The 18,465-nt window shown below is 60.6% G+C and carries 21 protein-coding genes, 1 tRNA gene and 1 pseudogene; 13 read left to right on the top strand and 10 right to left on the bottom strand.

All coding sequences use genetic code 11. From position 1 onward, the window contains the following. Positions 1-49: 49 nt before the first annotated feature. Both LC343_RS19815 and LC343_RS19810 read right to left on the bottom strand, forming a co-directional pair. A complete protein-coding gene (locus LC343_RS19815; RefSeq protein WP_223478903.1) occupies positions 50-958 on the bottom strand; it encodes an ArdC family protein in 909 nt (302 codons plus the stop codon). Positions 959-1,232: 274 nt separating this feature from the next. Then, positions 1,233-1,586 (bottom strand): hypothetical protein, encoded by a 354-nt coding sequence (locus tag LC343_RS19810; RefSeq protein WP_223478902.1) that lies wholly within the window; start codon positions 1,584-1,586, stop codon positions 1,233-1,235. 311 nt (positions 1,587-1,897) lie between these two features. On the opposite strand from LC343_RS19810, the gene LC343_RS19805 reads away from it, so the two are divergent. From LC343_RS19805 to LC343_RS19795, 4 genes are all read left to right on the top strand, one after another. Next, the gene (locus tag LC343_RS19805; RefSeq protein ID WP_223478901.1) at positions 1,898-2,476 is read left to right on the top strand and encodes a recombinase family protein; all 579 of its coding nucleotides are present in this window, start codon (positions 1,898-1,900) and stop codon (positions 2,474-2,476) included. Between the two features lie 50 nt (positions 2,477-2,526). After that, complete coding sequence (locus LC343_RS19800) at positions 2,527-2,889, top strand: hypothetical protein (protein WP_223478900.1); 363 nt, start codon at positions 2,527-2,529, stop codon at positions 2,887-2,889. Between the two features lie 69 nt (positions 2,890-2,958). After that, the gene (locus tag LC343_RS25150) at positions 2,959-3,090 is read left to right on the top strand and encodes a hypothetical protein (protein ID WP_274385013.1); all 132 of its coding nucleotides are present in this window, start codon (positions 2,959-2,961) and stop codon (positions 3,088-3,090) included. A gap of 77 nt (positions 3,091-3,167) precedes the next feature. Beyond that, positions 3,168-3,602 carry a hypothetical protein gene (locus tag LC343_RS19795; protein WP_223478899.1) on the top strand — a complete coding sequence of 145 codons (435 nt, stop codon included), beginning with the start codon at positions 3,168-3,170 and terminating at the stop codon, positions 3,600-3,602. Between the two features lie 213 nt (positions 3,603-3,815). Here LC343_RS19795 and LC343_RS19790 read toward each other — a convergent pair whose 3' ends face one another. Continuing rightward, complete coding sequence (locus tag LC343_RS19790) at positions 3,816-4,487, bottom strand: hypothetical protein (protein WP_223478898.1); 672 nt, start codon at positions 4,485-4,487, stop codon at positions 3,816-3,818. A 208-nt stretch (positions 4,488-4,695) separates the two neighbouring features. On the opposite strand from LC343_RS19790, the gene LC343_RS19785 reads away from it, so the two are divergent. Both LC343_RS19785 and LC343_RS25390 read left to right on the top strand, forming a co-directional pair. After that, positions 4,696-5,004, top strand: a complete 309-nt coding sequence (locus tag LC343_RS19785; RefSeq protein ID WP_223478897.1) for a hypothetical protein — start codon at positions 4,696-4,698, stop codon at positions 5,002-5,004. Beyond that, positions 5,001-6,029: pseudogene (locus LC343_RS25390) on the top strand (recombinase family protein); the annotation flags it as partial. The gene LC343_RS19785 and the pseudogene LC343_RS25390, both read left to right, overlap by 4 nt. A 493-nt stretch (positions 6,030-6,522) precedes the next feature. Here the strand turns inward: LC343_RS25390 and LC343_RS19775 are convergent. From LC343_RS19775 to LC343_RS19750, 6 genes are all read right to left on the bottom strand, one after another. After that, a tRNA-Arg gene (locus LC343_RS19775) sits at positions 6,523-6,599 on the bottom strand. Positions 6,600-6,706: 107 nt separating this feature from the next. Further along, the gene (locus LC343_RS19770; RefSeq protein WP_223478896.1) at positions 6,707-7,723 is read right to left on the bottom strand and encodes an FAD:protein FMN transferase; all 1,017 of its coding nucleotides are present in this window, start codon (positions 7,721-7,723) and stop codon (positions 6,707-6,709) included. After that, positions 7,704-9,905, bottom strand: coding sequence for a PepSY domain-containing protein (locus tag LC343_RS19765; protein WP_223478895.1), 2,202 nt, complete (start codon positions 9,903-9,905; stop codon positions 7,704-7,706). The genes LC343_RS19770 and LC343_RS19765 overlap by 20 nt, the downstream gene beginning before the upstream one ends. A gap of 17 nt (positions 9,906-9,922) precedes the next feature. After that, positions 9,923-10,393 carry a DUF2271 domain-containing protein gene (locus LC343_RS19760; RefSeq protein ID WP_223478894.1) on the bottom strand — a complete coding sequence of 157 codons (471 nt, stop codon included), beginning with the start codon at positions 10,391-10,393 and terminating at the stop codon, positions 9,923-9,925. 31 nt (positions 10,394-10,424) lie between these two features. After that, positions 10,425-10,757 (bottom strand): hypothetical protein, encoded by a 333-nt coding sequence (locus tag LC343_RS19755; protein WP_223478893.1) that lies wholly within the window; start codon positions 10,755-10,757, stop codon positions 10,425-10,427. A gap of 110 nt (positions 10,758-10,867) precedes the next feature. Next, positions 10,868-11,146, bottom strand: a complete 279-nt coding sequence (locus LC343_RS19750) for a PepSY domain-containing protein (RefSeq protein ID WP_223478892.1) — start codon at positions 11,144-11,146, stop codon at positions 10,868-10,870. 136 nt (positions 11,147-11,282) lie between these two features. On the opposite strand from LC343_RS19750, the gene LC343_RS19745 reads away from it, so the two are divergent. Together LC343_RS19745 and LC343_RS19740 are read left to right on the top strand one after the other, a co-directional pair. After that, positions 11,283-11,942, top strand: a complete 660-nt coding sequence (locus LC343_RS19745) for a response regulator transcription factor (protein ID WP_223478891.1) — start codon at positions 11,283-11,285, stop codon at positions 11,940-11,942. Continuing rightward, complete coding sequence (locus LC343_RS19740; protein WP_223478890.1) at positions 11,939-13,288, top strand: ATP-binding protein; 1,350 nt, start codon at positions 11,939-11,941, stop codon at positions 13,286-13,288. The genes LC343_RS19745 and LC343_RS19740 overlap by 4 nt, the downstream gene beginning before the upstream one ends. Positions 13,289-13,489: 201 nt before the next feature. On the opposite strand, the gene LC343_RS19735 is transcribed toward LC343_RS19740, so the two are convergent. Then, positions 13,490-14,395: a LysR family transcriptional regulator gene (locus LC343_RS19735; protein ID WP_223478889.1), complete on the bottom strand. Its 906-nt coding sequence runs from the start codon at positions 14,393-14,395 to the stop codon at positions 13,490-13,492. 122 nt (positions 14,396-14,517) lie between these two features. On the opposite strand from LC343_RS19735, the gene LC343_RS19730 reads away from it, so the two are divergent. The 5 genes from LC343_RS19730 (at position 14,518) to LC343_RS19710 (ending at position 18,062) form a co-directional block, all read left to right on the top strand. Continuing rightward, positions 14,518-15,063 carry a carboxymuconolactone decarboxylase family protein gene (locus LC343_RS19730; RefSeq protein ID WP_223478888.1) on the top strand — a complete coding sequence of 182 codons (546 nt, stop codon included), beginning with the start codon at positions 14,518-14,520 and terminating at the stop codon, positions 15,061-15,063. Between the two features lie 56 nt (positions 15,064-15,119). Continuing rightward, positions 15,120-15,743, top strand: coding sequence for a pyridoxamine 5'-phosphate oxidase family protein (locus tag LC343_RS19725; protein ID WP_223478887.1), 624 nt, complete (start codon positions 15,120-15,122; stop codon positions 15,741-15,743). Between the two features lie 2 nt (positions 15,744-15,745). Continuing rightward, a complete protein-coding gene (locus tag LC343_RS19720; RefSeq protein ID WP_223478886.1) occupies positions 15,746-16,219 on the top strand; it encodes a nuclear transport factor 2 family protein in 474 nt (157 codons plus the stop codon). A 173-nt stretch (positions 16,220-16,392) separates the two neighbouring features. Then, entirely contained in the window at positions 16,393-16,890 is a 498-nt protein-coding gene (locus tag LC343_RS19715) for a YHS domain-containing (seleno)protein (RefSeq protein WP_223478885.1), read from the top strand. Between the two features lie 572 nt (positions 16,891-17,462). Further along, the gene (locus LC343_RS19710; RefSeq protein ID WP_223478884.1) at positions 17,463-18,062 is read left to right on the top strand and encodes a hypothetical protein; all 600 of its coding nucleotides are present in this window, start codon (positions 17,463-17,465) and stop codon (positions 18,060-18,062) included. The last annotated feature ends 403 nt before the right edge of the window (positions 18,063-18,465 follow it).

The raw sequence follows: 18,465 nt of genomic DNA, 5'->3' as shown, positions 1-18,465 counted from the left end.
ACCTCCAGACGGACTTCCAGAAGCTCTGAATCTGATTTGCGTCGTTCACTCAACAGGCTGATTGGGTTTTGACCCTAGCGATCAGCCAGTTTGCGGCTTCGGAGGCTTTCGACGCGGCGGTGAAGATTGCCTTCTTGTCGCCTTTCAGGACGGTCAGCCAGTTCCGGATGTAGCAGGCATGATCCTCGCGCGGCTGCGGGGTGATTCCGAGATCACCGCACAGGAAGGCTGCACCGAGTTCGGCGACGAGTTCTTCCATCGCGTAGGCTTCGCTACCGAAACGGCCGGTCATATCGCGGTCAAGACGCTTGGTGACGCCCGACCAGTGCACGAGTTCGTGGCAGAGCGTGGAATAGAAAGCCTCGGCAGCGCCGGTTGTATCGGTGCCGGCGAAGCGCCGGCGCTCCGGGATGCGGATCATGTCGGTAGCCGGGATGTAGCAGGCCTCGTCGCCGCCCTCTTCTATACGAGCACCGGTCGCGGTCGCAAAACGTTCGGCGCGTTCGATCGGATCAAAAGTGGGTGCATCGGGAAGCTCTTCGGTTTCGATCTCGAAGCCATCAACCTGCGCGGCATTGAAGACCCAGCTTGCGCGAGCAAACATCCGTTCGCCCTGCTCGGTCTCGCCGGTATGCTCGTTCTCTTGTTCGAAGTCGATGGTCTTGTAGAAGACGATCAGCGAAGACTTCTCGCCCTTGCGCACCTGGCAGCCGCGTTCCTGCCACTGGCGATATGTGCCCCAGAGGTTGGATGGGTACTCATTGGCCTGCGCGGATACCCAGAGGCTGACGATGTTCACGCCGTTATAGGGCTTCTTCGATGCGATATTGACGGGCCGGGCAAAACTGCCGCCTTTGCTCTTGATCCAGGGAAGCTGGAATTCTCCGGCGGTTTCGATGGCATCCACGATGCGGTTGGTGATTTCCTGATGAACGTCGAATTTCTGTTTGGCTGACATGATGATCTCCTTTCGCCTTTGAGACCGCGCCACCTGCGGCCTGATGGCGTCCGGAGAGGCAGGCAGGATCAGCCCTTGCACCCCGAAGGGGCGGGCGAAGCGAAAAGACGGCGCATGCCGTTGCAAGGGATGAACGGACTGCCAGGACAGCCCCGAAGAAGGCCGCTACTGGCGCGGTTTATTGTGAGCGAAAGGTTGCGATCACAGCCCGCAGAACGGTTCGCTGCGTGTCAGGAATGTCTTCGATGAAAAGCGGCCGGAAACCGGCGGAATATCAATGCCGCGTTACAAAATCCGGCGGGATATGGCGGCGCTGCCAGATGCGTTCATATTCGTCCATCTGGTCGGCCAGCTCGGGAGGAATATCGACGGACAGGTTGGGCAGCTCCACCAGCCCGTCACGGATATGGAAGTACACAAGCAGCGTGGCGAACCAGACATCGCCGCGATATGCGAGCTTCAGTTCCTCGCAGATTTCCTTGGCGCTCTTGCCCTGCTCGAGCAGTGCAATGAAGGCAGGCAGCGGGCCCAGCGTCCCGCCGAGATAGATCTTTATGTCGGGGTAGAACTTCTTGTGGCGGTCGCCGTACAGAAAGTCGTGAGCAGAGATAGCCGTGACCGGCGCCATGGGTGCCTCCCGTCCTGATGGAGGCAGGTTATCGCGGTGGCACCGTGCTGTGAATCCGTCGTGCGATAGATTTCGGCTGTTGTGCCGATCAGCGTTTAGATCGGGATAAGTGCAATATAGATTTCGCGTAAACGACCCTTTTTGTGGTCAAATCAAGGCGTGAGGCTTTCTTTTATTTCATTCTTGCTAGGCTCCTGTTTTCCGCCTTCCGTTGCGTCATTGCCAACCCTTTCCTCTGCCCGGATCGGCCGCCGCGAAAAGGGTCATTATCGTGGCCGTTATGGGGACGCCGGTAAGGAGGCGGACCTGCGATGAGTGCCAGGCGGATCGGTTATTTGCGCGTTTCAACAGCGGAGCAACGGCCCGACCGGCAGATCGACGGGCTGAGGCATATCTGCGATGAACTGCACATCGAAAAGATTTCCGCCACAAGCAAAAGGCGGGCGGTATACGAGTCCGTTATCGCTGGGCTCCAACCGGGCGACTTCTTCGTTATCTGGGATCTCGACCGCGCTTTCCGCTCGGCAAAAGACGCCCTCGTCGAACTCGATCGCCTACGTGAGCGCGGGATCGAAATCCAGATCGCGAACCTCTCCATCGATACAGCCACGCCGTATGGCATGCTGCTCTACACCTTTGTCAGCGGCCTTGCCGAATTCGAGCGCAGGCTCCTTTCCCAGCGCACGCGTGAAGGGCTTGCCGCGGCGCGCGGGCGCGGCGTTCGGCTGGGAAGGCCACCCAAGATGACCGCCGCCCAGATCAAGACCGCCAGGAAAAAGCTGGCCGGCAAGCACGCAACAACCGCCAGCGTCGCGGCCTTCTACGGCGTTCATCCCTGGACGCTGCGCCGGGCCATCAACAGGCTCGACACTCAACTGACCGACGCCTGACCGACAAGCACGCATCAAGGGGAACGCAAATGGGATCGCCGCGAGACATATTGGATGAACGGCTGGCCAAAGGCGAGATCACGACAGAGGAACATGAAGCGCTCGCCAGCCGATTACGCGCCGATGATGATCGGACCGCCGCTCACACACACTCCCCGCCCCGGACAGAGTTGCCGCGCGGCTCCTTTTTCTGGGCCGCGCTCGGCATCGGCGTCGGCGTGGCGATGTACATCACCAGTAGCAATCTGGTCGAGGATATCATCGCAAGGTGCATGGACCGCGCGAACACCTTCGCATGGTGCAAGGAAAACGGCGTCAAGTGGCCGCTCATCTATCTCTGGAATGGCTTTGCCATCTTTCTGGGCCTGTTCGGCCTCATCAATCTCGTTCTTCCCAAAGGCAAAGCTTCATAGCCGGAGCATTCCGGCACACGCAGCCGCTCGTCCGAATGAAAGCGGACGGGCAAAACACAGGAGAAGTGCATGTCCAGCAAACCGACATATAGCGGCGTCCAGAATCAGGTCCGCAACGGATCGAACCCGCCAAAGGTCAGTTCGTCCAACCCGGCATGGATGAACAGCGCCATCGCGGCGGCAGGCGGCAAGAAGAAATAGACGCCCGAACACCGGCACCTGCGGGGCGGCCAGTGGCCGCCCTATTGATTCCAACCACATCAATCCGGAGAACTCTCATGAAACACCACACAGCACTGTTCGCCTGCGCGCTTGCATTCGTTGCTGCGCTGCCTGCCGCTTGTGCCAACGCGGACGACACCATCACGCGGATCACCGAACACTTTGAAGAACGCGGCAAGTGGGGTGCGTTTTTCGATTATAGCTGCATCGCCGCCAAGTTCGTGGCGTCGGGGCAGGAAGAAACAGATGAAGCGCTTGGCGATTTCCTCACGCAGGAGACGCGCTCCGGCAAAACCGAATGCGTCGATCGTGAGCGGGTTGCCGCTGTCGAGAACCGCATCTGCGAACGCGACCTCAAGCCGATGGGTCAGGCTTCGCTCGATTGCGGCTGCTTTGCCGAACATTTCGCGGATGCATGGCAGAAACAGCCCTACCAGAGCGTCAAATACCGCTCCAAGCTGACCACCGCCGCTGTTGTCGCCTGCAAGTAAGCATCCGGAACAGAAGAAGCGGCACGGTGATCACCTTGCCGCTTCTCCGATCGATCCCGAAATCCGTGGGGATGAACTCCGAGTTGATTACCCCTCACCGCTTGTCGTTTGCGGGCTGATATGCGCGCGATCTGGGAATGGCGCTAAGTGTGAAAGAAGTTGTATGATTTTGATCAGATCCGGGTTGCGAGTTTAGACATCACAACAAAGTTTCTAACGTCGATTTCCCTTTCGAGGATTTGATTTCATGAAGGCCGAACGAAGAAGATCTTCAGTCTTGTCCATCCACACATCTAGCAAACTGGTCATGGCCCTGTACCGTGTAGCTTGATCCTTGGTTAGACGATGTTTGTTCGGCCGATCTGCTACCTTAGACAATTCAATCCGGATCAGTTCCTGAAGATAGCAATCGGCATCGAACTCACGAACAGGGCGGTTCAACGGACCCGCCATCTCTATAGTTAGCATTACGAGTTGATAATGTTGCCCCGGCGTAAATCGGTTTTCGTAATAGAAAATTTGTTCCGCGAGGTAGTCGGCGCGGTTGCCTGCACTTATACCGCGATGTTTCCCAAGGCCTGCTTCCAGATATGCTTCAAAACCAGACCAGTCGAAATAAGGCCCCTCTTCCTCCCCTTCTAATGCGAACCGGATGAACTCTTCATAGCTTGGATAAAGGCCGATCTCGCACATACGTCTACGGATATAGCCATATATCTGATGGGCTGTGACATAGCTGACTCCGCACTCCCGCGCGGCCTCCAGTGCCAATTTGCGGTTCACGTAACACCGGATGATCGACCTGATACGTCTGTCGGAGAGCTTGGAGCTTGCCATCAGTATTGAACGTACCTTCTTCACTGCCGCGACCTTTTTCTTTATCAATTTATAAGCATCTGTTTTTACTTATCTTTCTGCCGCTCAACTTCTTTTTGCTTTATAATATCGGTGGCGGGAGCGTTGGCAAACCGCGTCCTCTTTCTCATGTTTGCCTTTATGTAATACCCCGACAATTAAAGGAATATATTCCTTGATTCGGGCAATTCACCTTCGTTATACTGGCTTATCGCTGGTTGGCGAGAAAGGAGGCGCAATGACGCGCAACAGCAATGAAACTCTCCCCCGGCCAGCCCGTAACCCTGCCCAGAGCGAGACTTATTCGCCGCCGCTCGACCTTACCGACTACGCCGACGATCTTTCAGGTCTGGAGCTGACGAAAGAGCAAGAGGCTGAACTGCTCGAAACCCTTTGGTCGATCATGTGGTCATTCGTTCAACTCGGCTTCGAGGTGGATATCTTGCAGCTTTTCGTTCCAGACGAGGATTCGGATGCGGTAGAATCCAAAGATACTACGACCATCAAGACAACGTTCAACGCGAACGGAAAGGAGCGCGCTACATGATCGATTCCGCCCCCCTCGTCGGATTGGCCGTCATCTATTGCCGCGTGTCTGATACAAAGCAGATGACGCGAGGGGACGGCCTCAATTCGCAAGAAACGCGATGCCGTGTATTCGCGAATGGGAACGGGCTGGACGTCGTCGAGGTCTTCAAAGACGACATTAGCGGTTCGAAGGATACCCGTCCGGGTATGACCGCGATGCTTGCCTTCCTGCGCAAGCATCGCCAGGAAAGCCTCACGGTCATCGTGGATGATGTTTCGCGGCTTGCGCGCGGTCGCGACGCCCATTGGAAGCTTCGGACGCAGATCATGAAAACTGGCGCACGGCTTATGTCGCCAAACATGCGCTTCGGGGATGATGCTGATTCAGAACTGTTTGAAAGCATCACGATTGAAATGGCCAACCACCAACGGCGGAAAAACGCAGAGCAAACAAAGAACCGCATGCATGCGCGGTTTCTGAACGGATACTGGCCGTTCCAAGCCCCGACCGGCTACCGGTTTGACAAGGTTCCCGGTGTTGGCGGCAAAGTGCTGGTTCGCGACGAACCGGCGGCATCAATCATTGCCGAAGCGCTTGAAGGCTACGCCTCCGGACGCTTTGAAACGCAGGCGGATGTGGGGCGCTTCCTCACCGAAAACCCCCTCTTCCCAAAAGATCGCAGGGGAAGCCTCCGAAACCAACGGGTCAGCATCCTCATGCGCAACCCGATCTACGCCGGGTATATAGAGGTCAAGAAATGGAATGAGCCACTGCGCCCGGCAAAGCATGAGCCACTTGTAAGTTTCGCAACATTTCAGCGCGTACAGGATAAGCTAGAAGGGAACGCTTACGCGCCGAGACGAAAGAACGTCTCCGACGATTTCCCGCTTCGCGGCTATGTCGAGTGCGGCGACTGTGGCACGCCGCTGACCGCTTGCTGGTCCAAAGGATCGCATAGTCGCCACCCCTACTACCTCTGTCCGAAGAAGGGCTGTGATAGCTACGGCAAGTCTATCCGCCGTGATCGCATAGAAGGTGAATTTGAAGAGCTTCTGCAAACCGTAACTCCCAGCGCGCCACTCTTCCGGATCGCCCGCAAGATGTTCGAGGATCTCTGGGCGCGTAAGGCAAACCAGGCCAAGGAACATGGCCACGCGGCTACTCAACAGCTCTCCAAGGTGGAGGCGAAAATCGCTCAACTCGTAAATCGTATCTGCGAAACCGATGTCCAGGCAGTCGTAAAAGCCTATGAGGAAAAAATCCGTGCGCTCGAAACTGAGAAACTCCTGCTACAGGAACGCATTGCGAATGGCCCGCGTCCCGTCAGCAGTTTCGATGATACACTTAGAACGGCTCTTGGATTTCTCGCAAACCCTTGGAATCTTTGGATTTCCGACCGTTTGGAGGACAAGAAGACAGTCCTAAAGCTCGTATTCGGGCAGAGGTTGAAATACCGGCGAGATGAGGGATTTAGAACGGCAAATCTTACCTTACCTTTCAAGGTCTTAGGTGCTTTTTGTGCTGGTGAAAACAAAATGGCGCACCCGACAGGATTCGAACCTGTGACCTCTGCCTTCGGAGGGCAGCGCTCTATCCAGCTGAGCTACGGGTGCTTGCGGCATGGAGCCAAAGCCCGGCCTTGATAACCGAGGCGGGCGATTCCATCAATGCGAAATTGCGAGGTGGAGTTGCGCTGTCTCATCAAGGCAGCTCTTTGAGATCAATCTCGCTGACGGCTTCCAAATCCTTCACCTGTCATCTGCAATGAGCGGCCATCACTGCTAACGCGTTCGTCAACCTCCTGGAAACAGCCAGTGCCGACACCGCCCGGTCGGTCGTGTCGAAGATATAACACGGACAGGCCGATCGCCTCCGCGACTTTCCGCCCTTTTTCCTCACCCAAAACCATCATCGCCGTGGCCCAGGCGTCCGCGTTGATGCAGGTCCCGGCAAGAACGGTGACGGATGCGGGGGAATTGGCAAGCGGCATGCCCCGCTGCGGATCCATCGTGTGCGACAGACGACGTTCACCGAACTGCACCCAATGGCGATAATCACCGGAGGTGGCGACCGCCATATCTGTCAATTCGAGGACGGAATGCGCCGCGCGCCTCTCGGGGTCCGGCGCTTCGATCGCAATGACCCAGGGCGAACCATTCGGCTGATTGCCAATGGCGCGCAGTTCGCCATCGATTGCGAGCAGGACGCCATCGACACCAAAGGCTCGGGCGGTCTCGGTCAATCGATCTACACCGTGGCCCTTCGCGATGCCGTTCAGGTCGAATTGCATCGGCGCGTGCTTGCGGGCGCGGCTGCGTTGGCAGTCCAGTTCCAACACGTCATGCGCCGGCAGACGGCAGCGTTCCCGCGCGGCGCGGATCCGGCCGGGGTCGGCGTTCGTCGGGCCGAAGCCCCATGCGCTTACCGCATCGCCCATGCCTATATCGAATGCGCCATCCGTCGCCCGACCGATGGAAAGTCCGGCCTCGAGCACCTCCATCAATGCCGGCGGCAGGTCGACCCACGTGTCCGGCGGTGCAGCACTCAGGCGGTTGATGTCGCTGTCCGGCTTCCAGACCGACATTTGGCGGTCCACCTCGTCGACCGCCGCGGCCATGGCGTAGCGCAGCGGCTCGGGGTCGAAATCGGCAGGCGCATGGAAAAGCGCCGACCAGCGCGTCCCCATCGTCGGACCGTTTAGCGCGTGGCGCGCCATATCAGTAAACGTCTTCGGCATATCGGCCCTCCGCCTTGAGCGTTGCCAGAGTGAGCCCCTGAGGCGCGAGGATGTCAGCCAGCGCAGCCGATACCCCGGCCGCCATGTCCCGTCCCCCACAGACCAGAATTTGGGCGCCAGCCGAAACGAGTCGGGCGATGCGCGCCGCATCACTGCGAAGCGCGTCCTGCACATAGGTCGGTCTTTCACCTCGCGAGAACGCGGTCGTCACGGAGGCGAGGCGCCCGTTTTGCTGCCAATCCGCCAGTTCCTCGGCGTAGAGAGCATCGCTTTGCGGATGGCGCGTGCCGAAATAAAGATGCATGGGGCGCTTGGTGCGGTTGGCGCGGGCAAAGCCAGCGAGCGGACCGATTCCGGTCCCCGCACCGATCAGCAAGACGGGCGCCTTTCCGCGGGCCGGCCGGAAGGTCGGATTTCGACGCAGGAAGGCCTGGACTGACTGCCCGGGCTCCAGGGTCGTCAGTTGACCCGAGCACAATCCTCCGGGATGACGCCGGACGCAGATCTCGACGAAGCCGTCGCGCCTGCCAGACGCCAGCGAATAGAAGCGAGGAAGATCGGATCCCTCTGGCAGGATGCCGAGGATGTCACCGGCCTCGAAACCCGGGAATGTGCGTCTCGTCAGCCGCTGCCAGAACGTCCCTGTTGGCAGCGCGAAGCGCAGAATGGCCGTCGGGGCCTGGACGTCGGCGCCATAGTCGCGTCGCGATACGAGGGTCAGTGCGCGCGATTTTGGCGGGGTCGGCTGATGGTTGAGTTCGAACTCCAGGCCAAGCACAGCCGCGAGGTCGCGCCCCCAGCGGGCGAAATCCTGCGGCGACTGGCGATCGACCGTTTCCATCGGCAGCAGTTCCCGCCAGCCTTTCGCCTCCGCTGCCTGGATGATTTGCTCCGCGTATCCGCAGAAGGAGGGGAAGCTGCGGTCGCCGAAGCCGAGAACGGCGAACGGTGCCTTTGGAGCCTCGGGCAAGGCGGCGAGTTTCCCGATGAAATTTCCAGCCGATGCGGGCGCTTCGCCGTCACCGTAGGTTGCGGCAAGCAGGAGAATGCGCTGCGCTTGCGGCCAGCGCTCCGGCGTGAAGGCCGACATTGGGCCGACATGAACCCGAAGCCCGCGCTCGTTCAGCGCACCGCAGAGCGTGTCGGCGAAGCCCCAGGTGCTGCCACCCTCGCTGCCGACCAGCACGATCGTATCGGCTTCTCCGACCGGAACCGAATGCCCAACCCGCCCCCTCTTTCGACCGGTCAGCCAGAGACGCAGTCCAGTCCAGCTCAGGAAGGGAACGCCGAGCGCCGACACGCCGAGAAGAAGTCCAAGCAGGGCGGCGCCCTGGCCGGTATGAAGCATGGCAATGAAATCCGTGACGCGCTCCCACGCGCCGGCGTCGGCCCAGGCGAGCATCTGGCCGGTGCCCTGATCGATATAGCCTTCGCCGTCGCTGGTCTTCAGGGTGAAGACGTCGGTCTTGTCGCCCACGAGCGGGAAAGTCAGCGAGCGCAGTCTGTCCACCGGGGTCTGCTCAAGCACCGCGATTGCGGCCGGATTGACGCCGGTCTGACCACTGACATCAGAAGGGAAAGGGGGAGCGCCGGCGCCTTCCGGAATCAGACCGAATGTCGCTGCGGTCATCCACAGGGCAGTGATCGACGACAGGCCAAGGCCGAAAACCGAAAGCCTTGCGATAGAGGCGTGCAGCTTGCCATGGCCGCTGCCCCGCGCGGGAGAGAAGAGGTATCGCCATCCGCCAGCGCGGCGCGCGAGAAGCACGAGACCCGACAGGCAAAGGGCGAGCATGGCCCCGGCGGCGGTCGCTGTCATGATACGGCCAGCATCATTGAGAAACAGCGACCGATGAAAACTGGTCAGCCAGCGTTGCAATGCCGGCGTATCCGCGTTGCCGATCGCCCCGCCGGTCGCCGGATCGATGACCGCGGCGGCCGGCTGATCGCCATCGTAATAATAAGCGGTTATCCGGCCGGTCGGGGCACGGCGGATCTGCTCCACCGTCGGCTCCATTGCCTGAACGCGCGACGCCAGCTCCGCCACGCTGATGCCGGCGGACGTTGGGGACCGAGCGGCTTCAAGAGCGGGGAATATCGATAGCGCCGTTCCGCTCAACGCGATGACGCACAGAAGCAGCGCGGCGATCAGCCCTGGCCAACGGTGAAGCGACCGGATCATGACGGAACCTCTCCGGATCAGCGTGTGTAGGTGAAATCGGCGATGTAGCGGCTGCCCTGAACAGGCTGGCCGGAGCCGTCGGACGTCAGCGGGACGACGATTTCGTTTGGACTATCGCGATAGTCCTCTACGGCGGCGTCGATATGCAGTTCATATCCCGCGTCGAAAAGGGCGTCGGCCAGATCGAGCGTGACCGTCAATGTTCGCCCGGAGCCGACACTGGCACCGGTGATGCCGGCGATTTCGCCCAAATTACCGCCGGAGGCGCGATACCAACCCGTCAGGTGCTCGTAGTATCGGGCCTTGCCGCCCGCCATCCACAGGCTACCGAGATAATTGCCGCTGGCGTTCGTGACATAATAGGCAAGATAGGCGCCGGGGCCGCCATAGTTGCGCAGATTGGTGGTCAGCGTGACCTCACCGGCGATGGCTGGCGCCACGACGCTGAGCGCCGTGGTCACCGTTAGAATAGCTAGAAGCGATTTCATCGGGTTTCTCTTTCGAACGTGGAGGGCGGTATCAGTTCACCTGCACCTTTGGCGCGGTGCCCTTGAGAATCAGGCCGTTGTCAGGAGGCGTCGTGCTGCCTGCCGGCGCCAGGCCGTTCCGGCGATAGCTCCAGTCATCGTCATCGTCGTCGTCCTCATGATGGCGCTCGTGTTCGCCTCGCACATGGTGATGACCTTCGTACTCGTCGTCGTCATAGTCAGCTTTGCGAAAAGAATGATCCCATCCGGCGGCCTCGATTCCGCTGACGAATTTTTGGGGAAACGATGCCGCTCCGGCGGCATAAGCGATCGATATTCCGCCGACAGCGACGGCGGCGACAAGCAAACTGCGTAAGGGCTTCATGCTCACAACTCCTGTGGTTTCGTATGGCTTACAGATGGCGGTCCTGGCTGAGCGTTCGCTGACGGATCGGAGAAATTCGCTTCAGCTTGCCGTCAGCTTTCGACGTCCGCTCACCGGTGTCTGCGGTCGGTTTCAAAGCCGGTGATGGCGAGAGTGGCCGGATCGACGATCACCTCGAACCGCTTGCCGGCGGCGTCCGTCACATAGGCTTCGTAGCAACCGTCATGGATCTTGATGCGATGCAGTTTCCAGCCGCGTTCCTCGATCATGGCGCGGACAGCCTGCCTCGGCTGCCAGTCGACCATGGGAACGTCGCAGTCATCATCGGCGAGACCTGCAGTCGCCGACAGAGAAATCAGAATCGCTGTGGTGATGGCGCGGGTGGTCACGGTATGTCTCCGTTTTTGTATGGGGCTATTTCACCGGCTAATCTGACGGCCGACTTAAGCCGCCACGTCCTCCGCTTAAGCTTCCCGTAAGGTGGCGCGTGGACTAAGGCTGGAGGGGACAGGCAGAGACAAAGACATGCGAATCCTGCTGATAGAGGACGACACCATTCTTGGTGCGGCGGTGCGCGACCAGATCGCCGCGGACGGTTATTCCGTCGACTGGGTCGGCCGTCTCGATGCAGCGGGCGACGCGTTGGCGACAACCGTCTACGATCTCGTGCTCCTCGACCTCATGTTGCCCGACGGCCGGGGAATTCCCTTCCTGAAAACGCTGCGCGGTCGTGGCGATGTCACGCCGGTCATCATCCTGACCGCTCTCGACCAGGTTTCCGACCGGATCGAAGGACTCAACGCGGGCGCGGACGACTACCTGGTCAAGCCTTTCGACCTGGCGGAACTGTCAGCACGTATCGGCTCCGTCGCGCGGCGATATACCGGAAATCCCAATCCGATCATCAGGCACGGCCCTCTGGAGATCGATCTCGCCGCCCGCAGCGTGACGAAGGACGGCAAGAAGATTGTTCTGACCGCGCGCGAGTGGGTTCTCTTCGAGGCCTTCCTGCAGCGTCCCGGCCAGCTTCTGTCGAAAACGCAACTCGAGGAACGGCTCTATTCCTTCGACACGGAAATCGACAGCAACGCGATCGAGGTGCATGTCAGCCGCTTGCGCAAGAAGCTCGGCGCCAAGGTCATCGAAACCGAGCGGGGACTTGGCTACAGGCTCGGCCGGCCATGAAAATGCCTCGCTCGCTTCAGGCCCGGCTCGCGCTTCTGATCGGCCTTCCGGTAACGGCCCTGTGGCTGCTTGCGGCATCGGTCACCGCGCATCTGGCCGACGGCGAGTTGGAGGAGGTCTACGACAGGGCGTTGCAGGCGACGGCGGAGCGCATATTGCCCCTGGCTGTCCACGATCTTCGGCGCAGGGGCGACGACCACGAGGACGACGACGAACTCGATGAGCATATCGGCCGCGTAAGCCCTCTGGATGACAAGGTCAGCTATGTCGTCCGCGATCGCAACGGCGGGATTTTATTGCGTTCGTCAGGGGCCCTCGAAGAGGATTTCCCGCCATTCAAGGAGAACGGCTTTACCCAGACATCGACGCATCGCCTCTACTACGATTCAGCTCGGGACGGGCGTATCACGATCGCGGTCGCCGAGCCGCTGGACCATCGTTCGGAGACGTCGCGAGCTATCCTGCTTGGTCTGTTGCTGCCCCTTCTGGTCGTTATTCCGCTCAGCCTTACGGCCATCCTTCTGGCGACGCGGCGAGGCTTTCGTCCCGTGCGCGCCCTGCAGGAGGGATTGGAGCGGCGGGGCGCCCAGGATCTTTCGCCTTTGCCCGATACGGGGCTTCCGACGGAATTGAAGCCGATTACGGGCGCCGTGAACCAGTTGCTCGACCGCTTGCGTGCCGCCTTCGAAGCGGAACGCGCCTTTGCCGCCAATGCCGCGCATGAATTGCGCACGCCGGTGGCCGGCGCGATCGCACAGGCCCAGCGCCTGAAGTCCGAGACGACCGACGCACGGACGTCGCAACGCGCCACCGAGATCGAAACAACCCTCAAGCGGCTTATGCGCATGTCGGAGAAGCTCATGCAGCTCGCCCGCGCGGAAGGCAGCCGGCTGCAACTCGACACCTCCAACGATCTTCGGCCGGTCTTGCAGCTGATCGTGCAGGACTTCGCCCGCTCGGGAGAGGAGCGGATTGCGCTTTCGATGCCCGGAGCGGCTGTCGAATCGAATCTCGATCCGGATGCGTTCGGTATCCTCTGCCGAAACCTGATCGAGAACGCGTTGCGCCACGGGACCGCCAACCGGCCTGTTGAAGTCGACCTGAGCGCGGACGGAGTGCTTTCGGTTCGAAACGACGGGCCGGCGTTGTCGCCGGACATGACAGAGCGGCTCATGCTGCGATTTGAGCGGGGATCGGGGAACAAGGACGGCAGCGGACTGGGACTCGCCATCGTCAAGGCGATCGCGGACCGTGCCGGAGCGCGTATCTTCGTTGTGTCGCCACTGCAGAATAGCGCGCAAGGGGTCCAGATCTCAGTTGCGCTCGCCCCGGTCGGAAATCCGTAAACGGAGAATGATGATATAACGCACCGCTCTATCCCGCTGAGCTACGAGTGCTTGCGATATGGAGCCAAAGCCCGGCCTTGATGACCGAGGCGGGCGTTTCCATCAACGCGAAATTGCGAGATGGAGTTGCGCTGCCTCCTAAGGCAACGCTCCAGAAAACATAAACGGCATATCTGGTCGTTCGCGCTTTGCGCTGACGAACTAAAGCGGTCGCAGTCTCGCTCTCAGGGCCGGCACGGCGAAATCGAGGAAGACCCGCATTTTCGAGGGGAGCATTCCGCGTGCCGCATGGATCAGATGGACCGGGGCCGGCTCCAACTCAAAGTCCTCCAGAACAATCCGCAGCGCGCCATCGCGCAGCTGTTCCGCGCACTGATAATGAAGCACGCGCGCGGCGCCGACTCCCCGGACGGCAGCCTCGACAACCGCTTCCGCCGTCGAAACCGAAAGGCGCGGCGCGATGTCGACATCGATGACCCGCCCGGTTTCGGCCAGCCGGAAGGGCCAGCTCGCGGCCGGCGACAGGAACTCGAAATTGACGCTCGGCAGCGCTGCTGCATCCTCTGGCCGTACGGGCGTGCCATAGGCCTCGATCAGTTTCGGGCTGGCGCAGACGACCGTCCGCATCGCACCGATATTGGTGGCGATCATGGTGCTGTCCGGCAGCCGGCCGATCCGCGCCGCCATGTCGACATGCTCGTCAAGCAGATGAAGATTGCTGTCCGACAGAACCAGCCGGACATTGATGTCCGGATGGGCTGCGAGGAAATCGATGACGACCGGCAGAATATGCAGCCGGCCGAACAGCACCGGGGCTGTCAGGGTCAGTTCGCCGCGCGGCGACTGGAACTCGCCCGCGGCGATGAGCTCCGCCTCCTCGACATCTTCAAGGATTCGCCGCGCCGAAGCCAGATAGGCCGTACCGGTATCGGTCAGCGCGACCTTGCGCGTCGTGCGGATCAGGAGCTTCGCACCCAGATGCGTCTCGAGCTCGTTGATCTTGCGGCTGACGGTCGCGAGCGGAACGCCCAGCTCGCGGCTGGCTTCCGAGAAACTGCCCCTTTCGGCGACGCTGAGCAGCAGTCGCATGGCGTCGAGCCGATCCATTATTATTCCAATTTTCGAGACATTAATTCCCGATAATAGGCGATTATCTCTCAATTTGGAATGAGCTAATCCTCCTTCGAACGGAACCCGCCTGGTTCCTAAGCTCGAAAGGAGAAACAGCAATGCCGCGTCTGACCATTCCGGCGCGCGACGATGTCCCCGCCGAATCCAAGCCGATACTCGACGCCGTCCAGAGCCAGCTTGGCGTCGTCCCGAACATGTTTCGGCTGATCGCCTCCAGCCCAGCGGCTCTCAAGGGCTACACCGCCAACAACGCCGCGCTCGCCAAGGCGCTGGACGTCAAGACACGCGAGCGTATCGCGCTGGCCGTCGCCCAGGTGAATGGCTGCGATTACTGCCTGTCTGCGCACAACTATCTCGGCTTGAACATGGCGAAGATCTCAAACGAGGAAATCGCGCTCAACCGCATGGGCCGATCAGGCGATCCGAAGGCCGATGCCGCCGTTCGCTTCGCCGTGACTGTCGTTCGCGACCGCGGCCAGGTCGCCACCGCCGATATCGAGGCGGTTCGCAAAGCCGGTTTCTCCGACGGCCAGATCGTTGAGATCATCGCCGTCGCCGCCGAGAACATTTTCACGAACCTGCTCAATGTGGTCGCCGGCACCGAGATCGACTTCCCCGTCGTCCATGCCAGCGAAGCATCCTGACGCGAGAAACGGGCGGGCTTCTCTGACCCGCCCGTCATCGACCCGGAGACACCGCCATGCCCTACGGATTTCTCGACATAGCCACGACTCCCAGCGTCCGCGCCGAGCAGCAAGCCGCGGGAAGCGATCGGGTCTACCAGAACTACAAGACAGACCGCGCCTTCGACAGGTTCACACCCGATGAAGTCGCCTTCATCGCGGCGCGTGACAGCTTTTACATGGCCACCGCCTCGGAAACCGGCTGGCCCTATGTCCAGCACCGCGGTGGTCCCCGGGGGTTCCTGAAGGTCATCGACGAGAAGACACTCGCCTTTGCCGATTATCGCGGCAACCGCCAGTATATCAGCGCCGGCAATCTGGCCGCAGATGCCCGCGCGGCCCTGATCCTCGTCGATTACCCGGCCCGCGCCCGCCTCAAGATCTACACCCATGTCGAAGCGGTCCCGATCGATAGCGACCTCGCCGCGCTCGTCGCGGAGCCGGATTACAAGGCACGGCCCGAGCGCGTCTTCGTTTTGCGCCTCGCCGCGTTCGACTGGAACTGCCCCCTGCACATCACCCCTCGCTACACCGAGACGGAGATCGCCGCGGCGATGGCGCCGCTGCGCGACCGTGTCACCGCACTCGAAGCCGAAAACGAAGAGCTGCGAGCCCGGCTCGCCAACGCACAAGGAAGCTGACCATGGAACCCGAACGCCCTCCGCTGCCGCCTTTCACGCAGGTCGAAGATGCCGAAAGCAAGGTCCGGCTCGCCGAAAACGCCTGGAACAGCCGCGATCCGGAACGCGTCGCGCTCGCCTACACCCCGGACAGCCACTGGCGAAACCGCGCCGAGTTTCTTCAGGGCCGCGACGCCATCGTCGCCTTCCTCGCCCGAAAATGGGACCGCGAGCTCGACTACCGCCTGGTCAAGGAGCTCTGGGGGTTCCGCGAGAACCGTATCGCGGTCCGGTTTGCCTATGAATGGCGCGACGACAGCGGCAGCTGGTTCCGCTCCTACGGCAATGAGTTGTGGGAGTTCGACGAGCGCGGCCTGATGCGCCGCCGCGTCGCCAGCATCAATGACGCGCCGATAAGCGAATCCGAGCGGAAGTTTCGCTGGCCGCTCGGGCCGCGTCCGGAAACTCATCCGGGCCTGAGCGACCTCGGCCTCTAGCGCCACGCAAGCACCACCTCACTTCGCCGACCCGACCGGGCCGGCGTGGACGGCGAGGACCTTCTCGCGGTCACAGGATCGATCGCGCCGAATTCCGGCGGATCGTGCCGACGGCAAGTCGCCGGCGGCTTCACCCAGACGCCCATGTGGCGCAAACCGAAAGGAAGACTGACATGAAAAACCTGAACACCATCATGGCGATTGCCTGTGTCATCGGCACGATCTCCGGCGCTTCTGCCGCATTCGCCGCCGACGAATACAATGTCTCGACCGGCACCACGGTCGACGGCCAGGGCGTTGCGCTCCGCGGCAACGATTCCGTTGCGCTGTTCACGGGCCTGGACGTGACCCCGGGCCACGCCAAATTCACCGTCGTGCATGACAATGTCGCCTATTACTTCTCGTCCAAAGAGACGATGAAGCAGTTCGCGGCCGATCCGGCAGCCTTCATCCCGCAATATGGCGGTTTCTGCGCCTTCGGCGTCGCCAAGGGCCTGAAGCTGGATGGAAGCCCGCGCTTCGCCGACGTTGTCGATGGCAAGCTCTACCTCTTCCTCAACGCCGATGTCTTCGAGGCCTACAAGAAGGACAAGGCCGGCACGATCGCCAAGGCGGAAGCCAACTGGCCGGGCATGGAACACCGCACAGTGGAGGACGTGAACGGCCTTTGATGCTTGATGCGATCCAACCGGTTCGCACCATCCGCATCGACAGATCCTGGAGGCATTCCCCGGCGAAACCCGTCCTCCTTTTCGCCCGCTGCCTCCAGGACCCGGCATCTCTCGCCCGGATGCCGACCCCGAAGCGCTGGTGGCGATTTCCCCCGATCGTCACCAGCGTTTTTTAACGCTCCCTCGCGAGACTGGCACGGTCAGAATTCACGAGAGTGGCGGTTTCCTGCCAGAAACGCCAGTCTGCGAAGCATCAAATTGGGCTGGCCGGCGACCGCGTGGTGGCTGACTTTCGCCCTGACTTTGCTGACATGCATTGCAAATGTCACAACACCAAAGCGGCTCGAACGCAGGGTATGGGGTCCGATAGCAGCCGCCGTGCCGACATGCATTTTCGCGGTCTGGATTGCCAGCTAGATATTGCGAGGTGGCGTTGCGCTGTCTGCGCTTATAGATGAACCCAGCATTAACGTCTTGTTAACCAAACATTCAGGGTTTGCATGTTCGACAGGAACAACACAGCGAGTGGCCGGCAACACCCTGCCTGTCGAATGCAGCTTAAGAGGTTACACATGATCCGCAAACTACTGACCGTTACATCGTTCGCGCTCGTTCTTGCAGCCTGCAGCGACGATGAAGACAAGGCCGCCAAAACTGAAGCCCCAGCCCAGCCGGCGGCGTCGCAGGCCGATACGCAGAAGGCGGAAGAAGCCGCTGCGAAAGCCAAACTCGAAGCCGATGCCAAGGCGGAAGCGGAGCTGAAGGCAAAGGCCGAACGCGAGGCACGGATCAAGCTCGAAGCCGAGGAAAAGGTCCGCGCGGAAATGGAAGCCGAGAAGAAAGCGGCGGAACAAGCCGCGGCCAAGGCAGCCGAGGATGCCGCCGCCGCCGAAGCCAAGGCCAAGCGCGAAAACGAGGCTTTCGAGCAGTTGCAGGCAGAAGAGGAGCTGCGTCTCAAGGCCGAACGAGAGGCCCGCATCAAGCTCGAAGCCGAGGAAAAGATCCGCGCCGAAATGGAAGCCGAGAAGAAAGCAGCCGAACAGGCCGCTGCAGAGGAGTTGGCCCGCCCAAAGACCGAGGCCGAACTGGAAGCCGAGAAGGTTCAGAAAACCATCGAGGATGTCGGAAATGCGGTCAACGCGGTCGGCGAATTGCTGAAGAAATCAAACTGATGTGATCTGGGCTCTCCGATGGAATGAACACAGTTCGCTGACCTCGTTCTCGTCTGCGCGAACTGCCACCGGATGATCCGCCGTCGTCGGCCTTGATTTTTGATGCGACCCAAGGGCGACGGCGCTTAGCCAGATATGCGCTCCGTTTGACTCGAGGCTTTTCTGCGGCGAACGCGGATATGCTCGGCTTTGTCAGGCTGTATGGCGGCCCGCCTCATTCTTCAGCAAGACCGTTGGAACCGAGAGCAATCCGGGGACGATTTCAGAGGCCAGCGCTCTATCCAACCGTGCTACGGGTGCTTGTGACACAAGGCCAAAGCCCGGCCTTGATAGTTGAAGCGGGCGAATGCTCGGTGTCTCGTATTCACAATTAACCCGCCACTGGCTGACCAGCGCTTTCATC

Source organism: Oricola indica (genome assembly GCF_019966595.1).
GTDB classification, from domain to species: domain Bacteria; phylum Pseudomonadota; class Alphaproteobacteria; order Rhizobiales; family Rhizobiaceae; genus Oricola; species Oricola indica.
Note: the sequence above shows the minus strand (reverse complement) of the source record. Positions and strands in the feature narration are given on the sequence as shown.

Excerpts from the sequence above, each read along its gene's own strand:
- LC343_RS19815 (WP_223478903.1), bottom strand. The coding sequence starts at position 958 with ATGTCAGCCAAACAGAAATTCGACGTTCATCAGGAAATCACCAACCGC.
- LC343_RS19810 (WP_223478902.1), bottom strand. The coding sequence starts at position 1,586 with ATGGCGCCGGTCACGGCTATCTCTGCTCACGACTTTCTGTACGGCGAC.
- LC343_RS19805 (WP_223478901.1), top strand. The coding sequence starts at position 1,898 with ATGAGTGCCAGGCGGATCGGTTATTTGCGCGTTTCAACAGCGGAGCAA.
- LC343_RS25150 (WP_274385013.1), top strand. The coding sequence starts at position 2,959 with ATGTCCAGCAAACCGACATATAGCGGCGTCCAGAATCAGGTCCGCAAC.
- LC343_RS19795 (WP_223478899.1), top strand. The coding sequence starts at position 3,168 with ATGAAACACCACACAGCACTGTTCGCCTGCGCGCTTGCATTCGTTGCT.
- LC343_RS19785 (WP_223478897.1), top strand. The coding sequence starts at position 4,696 with ATGACGCGCAACAGCAATGAAACTCTCCCCCGGCCAGCCCGTAACCCT.
- LC343_RS19770 (WP_223478896.1), bottom strand. The coding sequence starts at position 7,723 with ATGCCGAAGACGTTTACTGATATGGCGCGCCACGCGCTAAACGGTCCG.
- LC343_RS19765 (WP_223478895.1), bottom strand. The coding sequence starts at position 9,905 with ATGATCCGGTCGCTTCACCGTTGGCCAGGGCTGATCGCCGCGCTGCTT.
- LC343_RS19760 (WP_223478894.1), bottom strand. The coding sequence starts at position 10,393 with ATGAAATCGCTTCTAGCTATTCTAACGGTGACCACGGCGCTCAGCGTC.
- LC343_RS19755 (WP_223478893.1), bottom strand. The coding sequence starts at position 10,757 with ATGAAGCCCTTACGCAGTTTGCTTGTCGCCGCCGTCGCTGTCGGCGGA.
- LC343_RS19745 (WP_223478891.1), top strand. The coding sequence starts at position 11,283 with ATGCGAATCCTGCTGATAGAGGACGACACCATTCTTGGTGCGGCGGTG.
- LC343_RS19740 (WP_223478890.1), top strand. The coding sequence starts at position 11,939 with ATGAAAATGCCTCGCTCGCTTCAGGCCCGGCTCGCGCTTCTGATCGGC.
- LC343_RS19735 (WP_223478889.1), bottom strand. The coding sequence starts at position 14,395 with ATGGATCGGCTCGACGCCATGCGACTGCTGCTCAGCGTCGCCGAAAGG.
- LC343_RS19730 (WP_223478888.1), top strand. The coding sequence starts at position 14,518 with ATGCCGCGTCTGACCATTCCGGCGCGCGACGATGTCCCCGCCGAATCC.
- LC343_RS19725 (WP_223478887.1), top strand. The coding sequence starts at position 15,120 with ATGCCCTACGGATTTCTCGACATAGCCACGACTCCCAGCGTCCGCGCC.
- LC343_RS19720 (WP_223478886.1), top strand. The coding sequence starts at position 15,746 with ATGGAACCCGAACGCCCTCCGCTGCCGCCTTTCACGCAGGTCGAAGAT.
- LC343_RS19715 (WP_223478885.1), top strand. The coding sequence starts at position 16,393 with ATGAAAAACCTGAACACCATCATGGCGATTGCCTGTGTCATCGGCACG.
- LC343_RS19710 (WP_223478884.1), top strand. The coding sequence starts at position 17,463 with ATGATCCGCAAACTACTGACCGTTACATCGTTCGCGCTCGTTCTTGCA.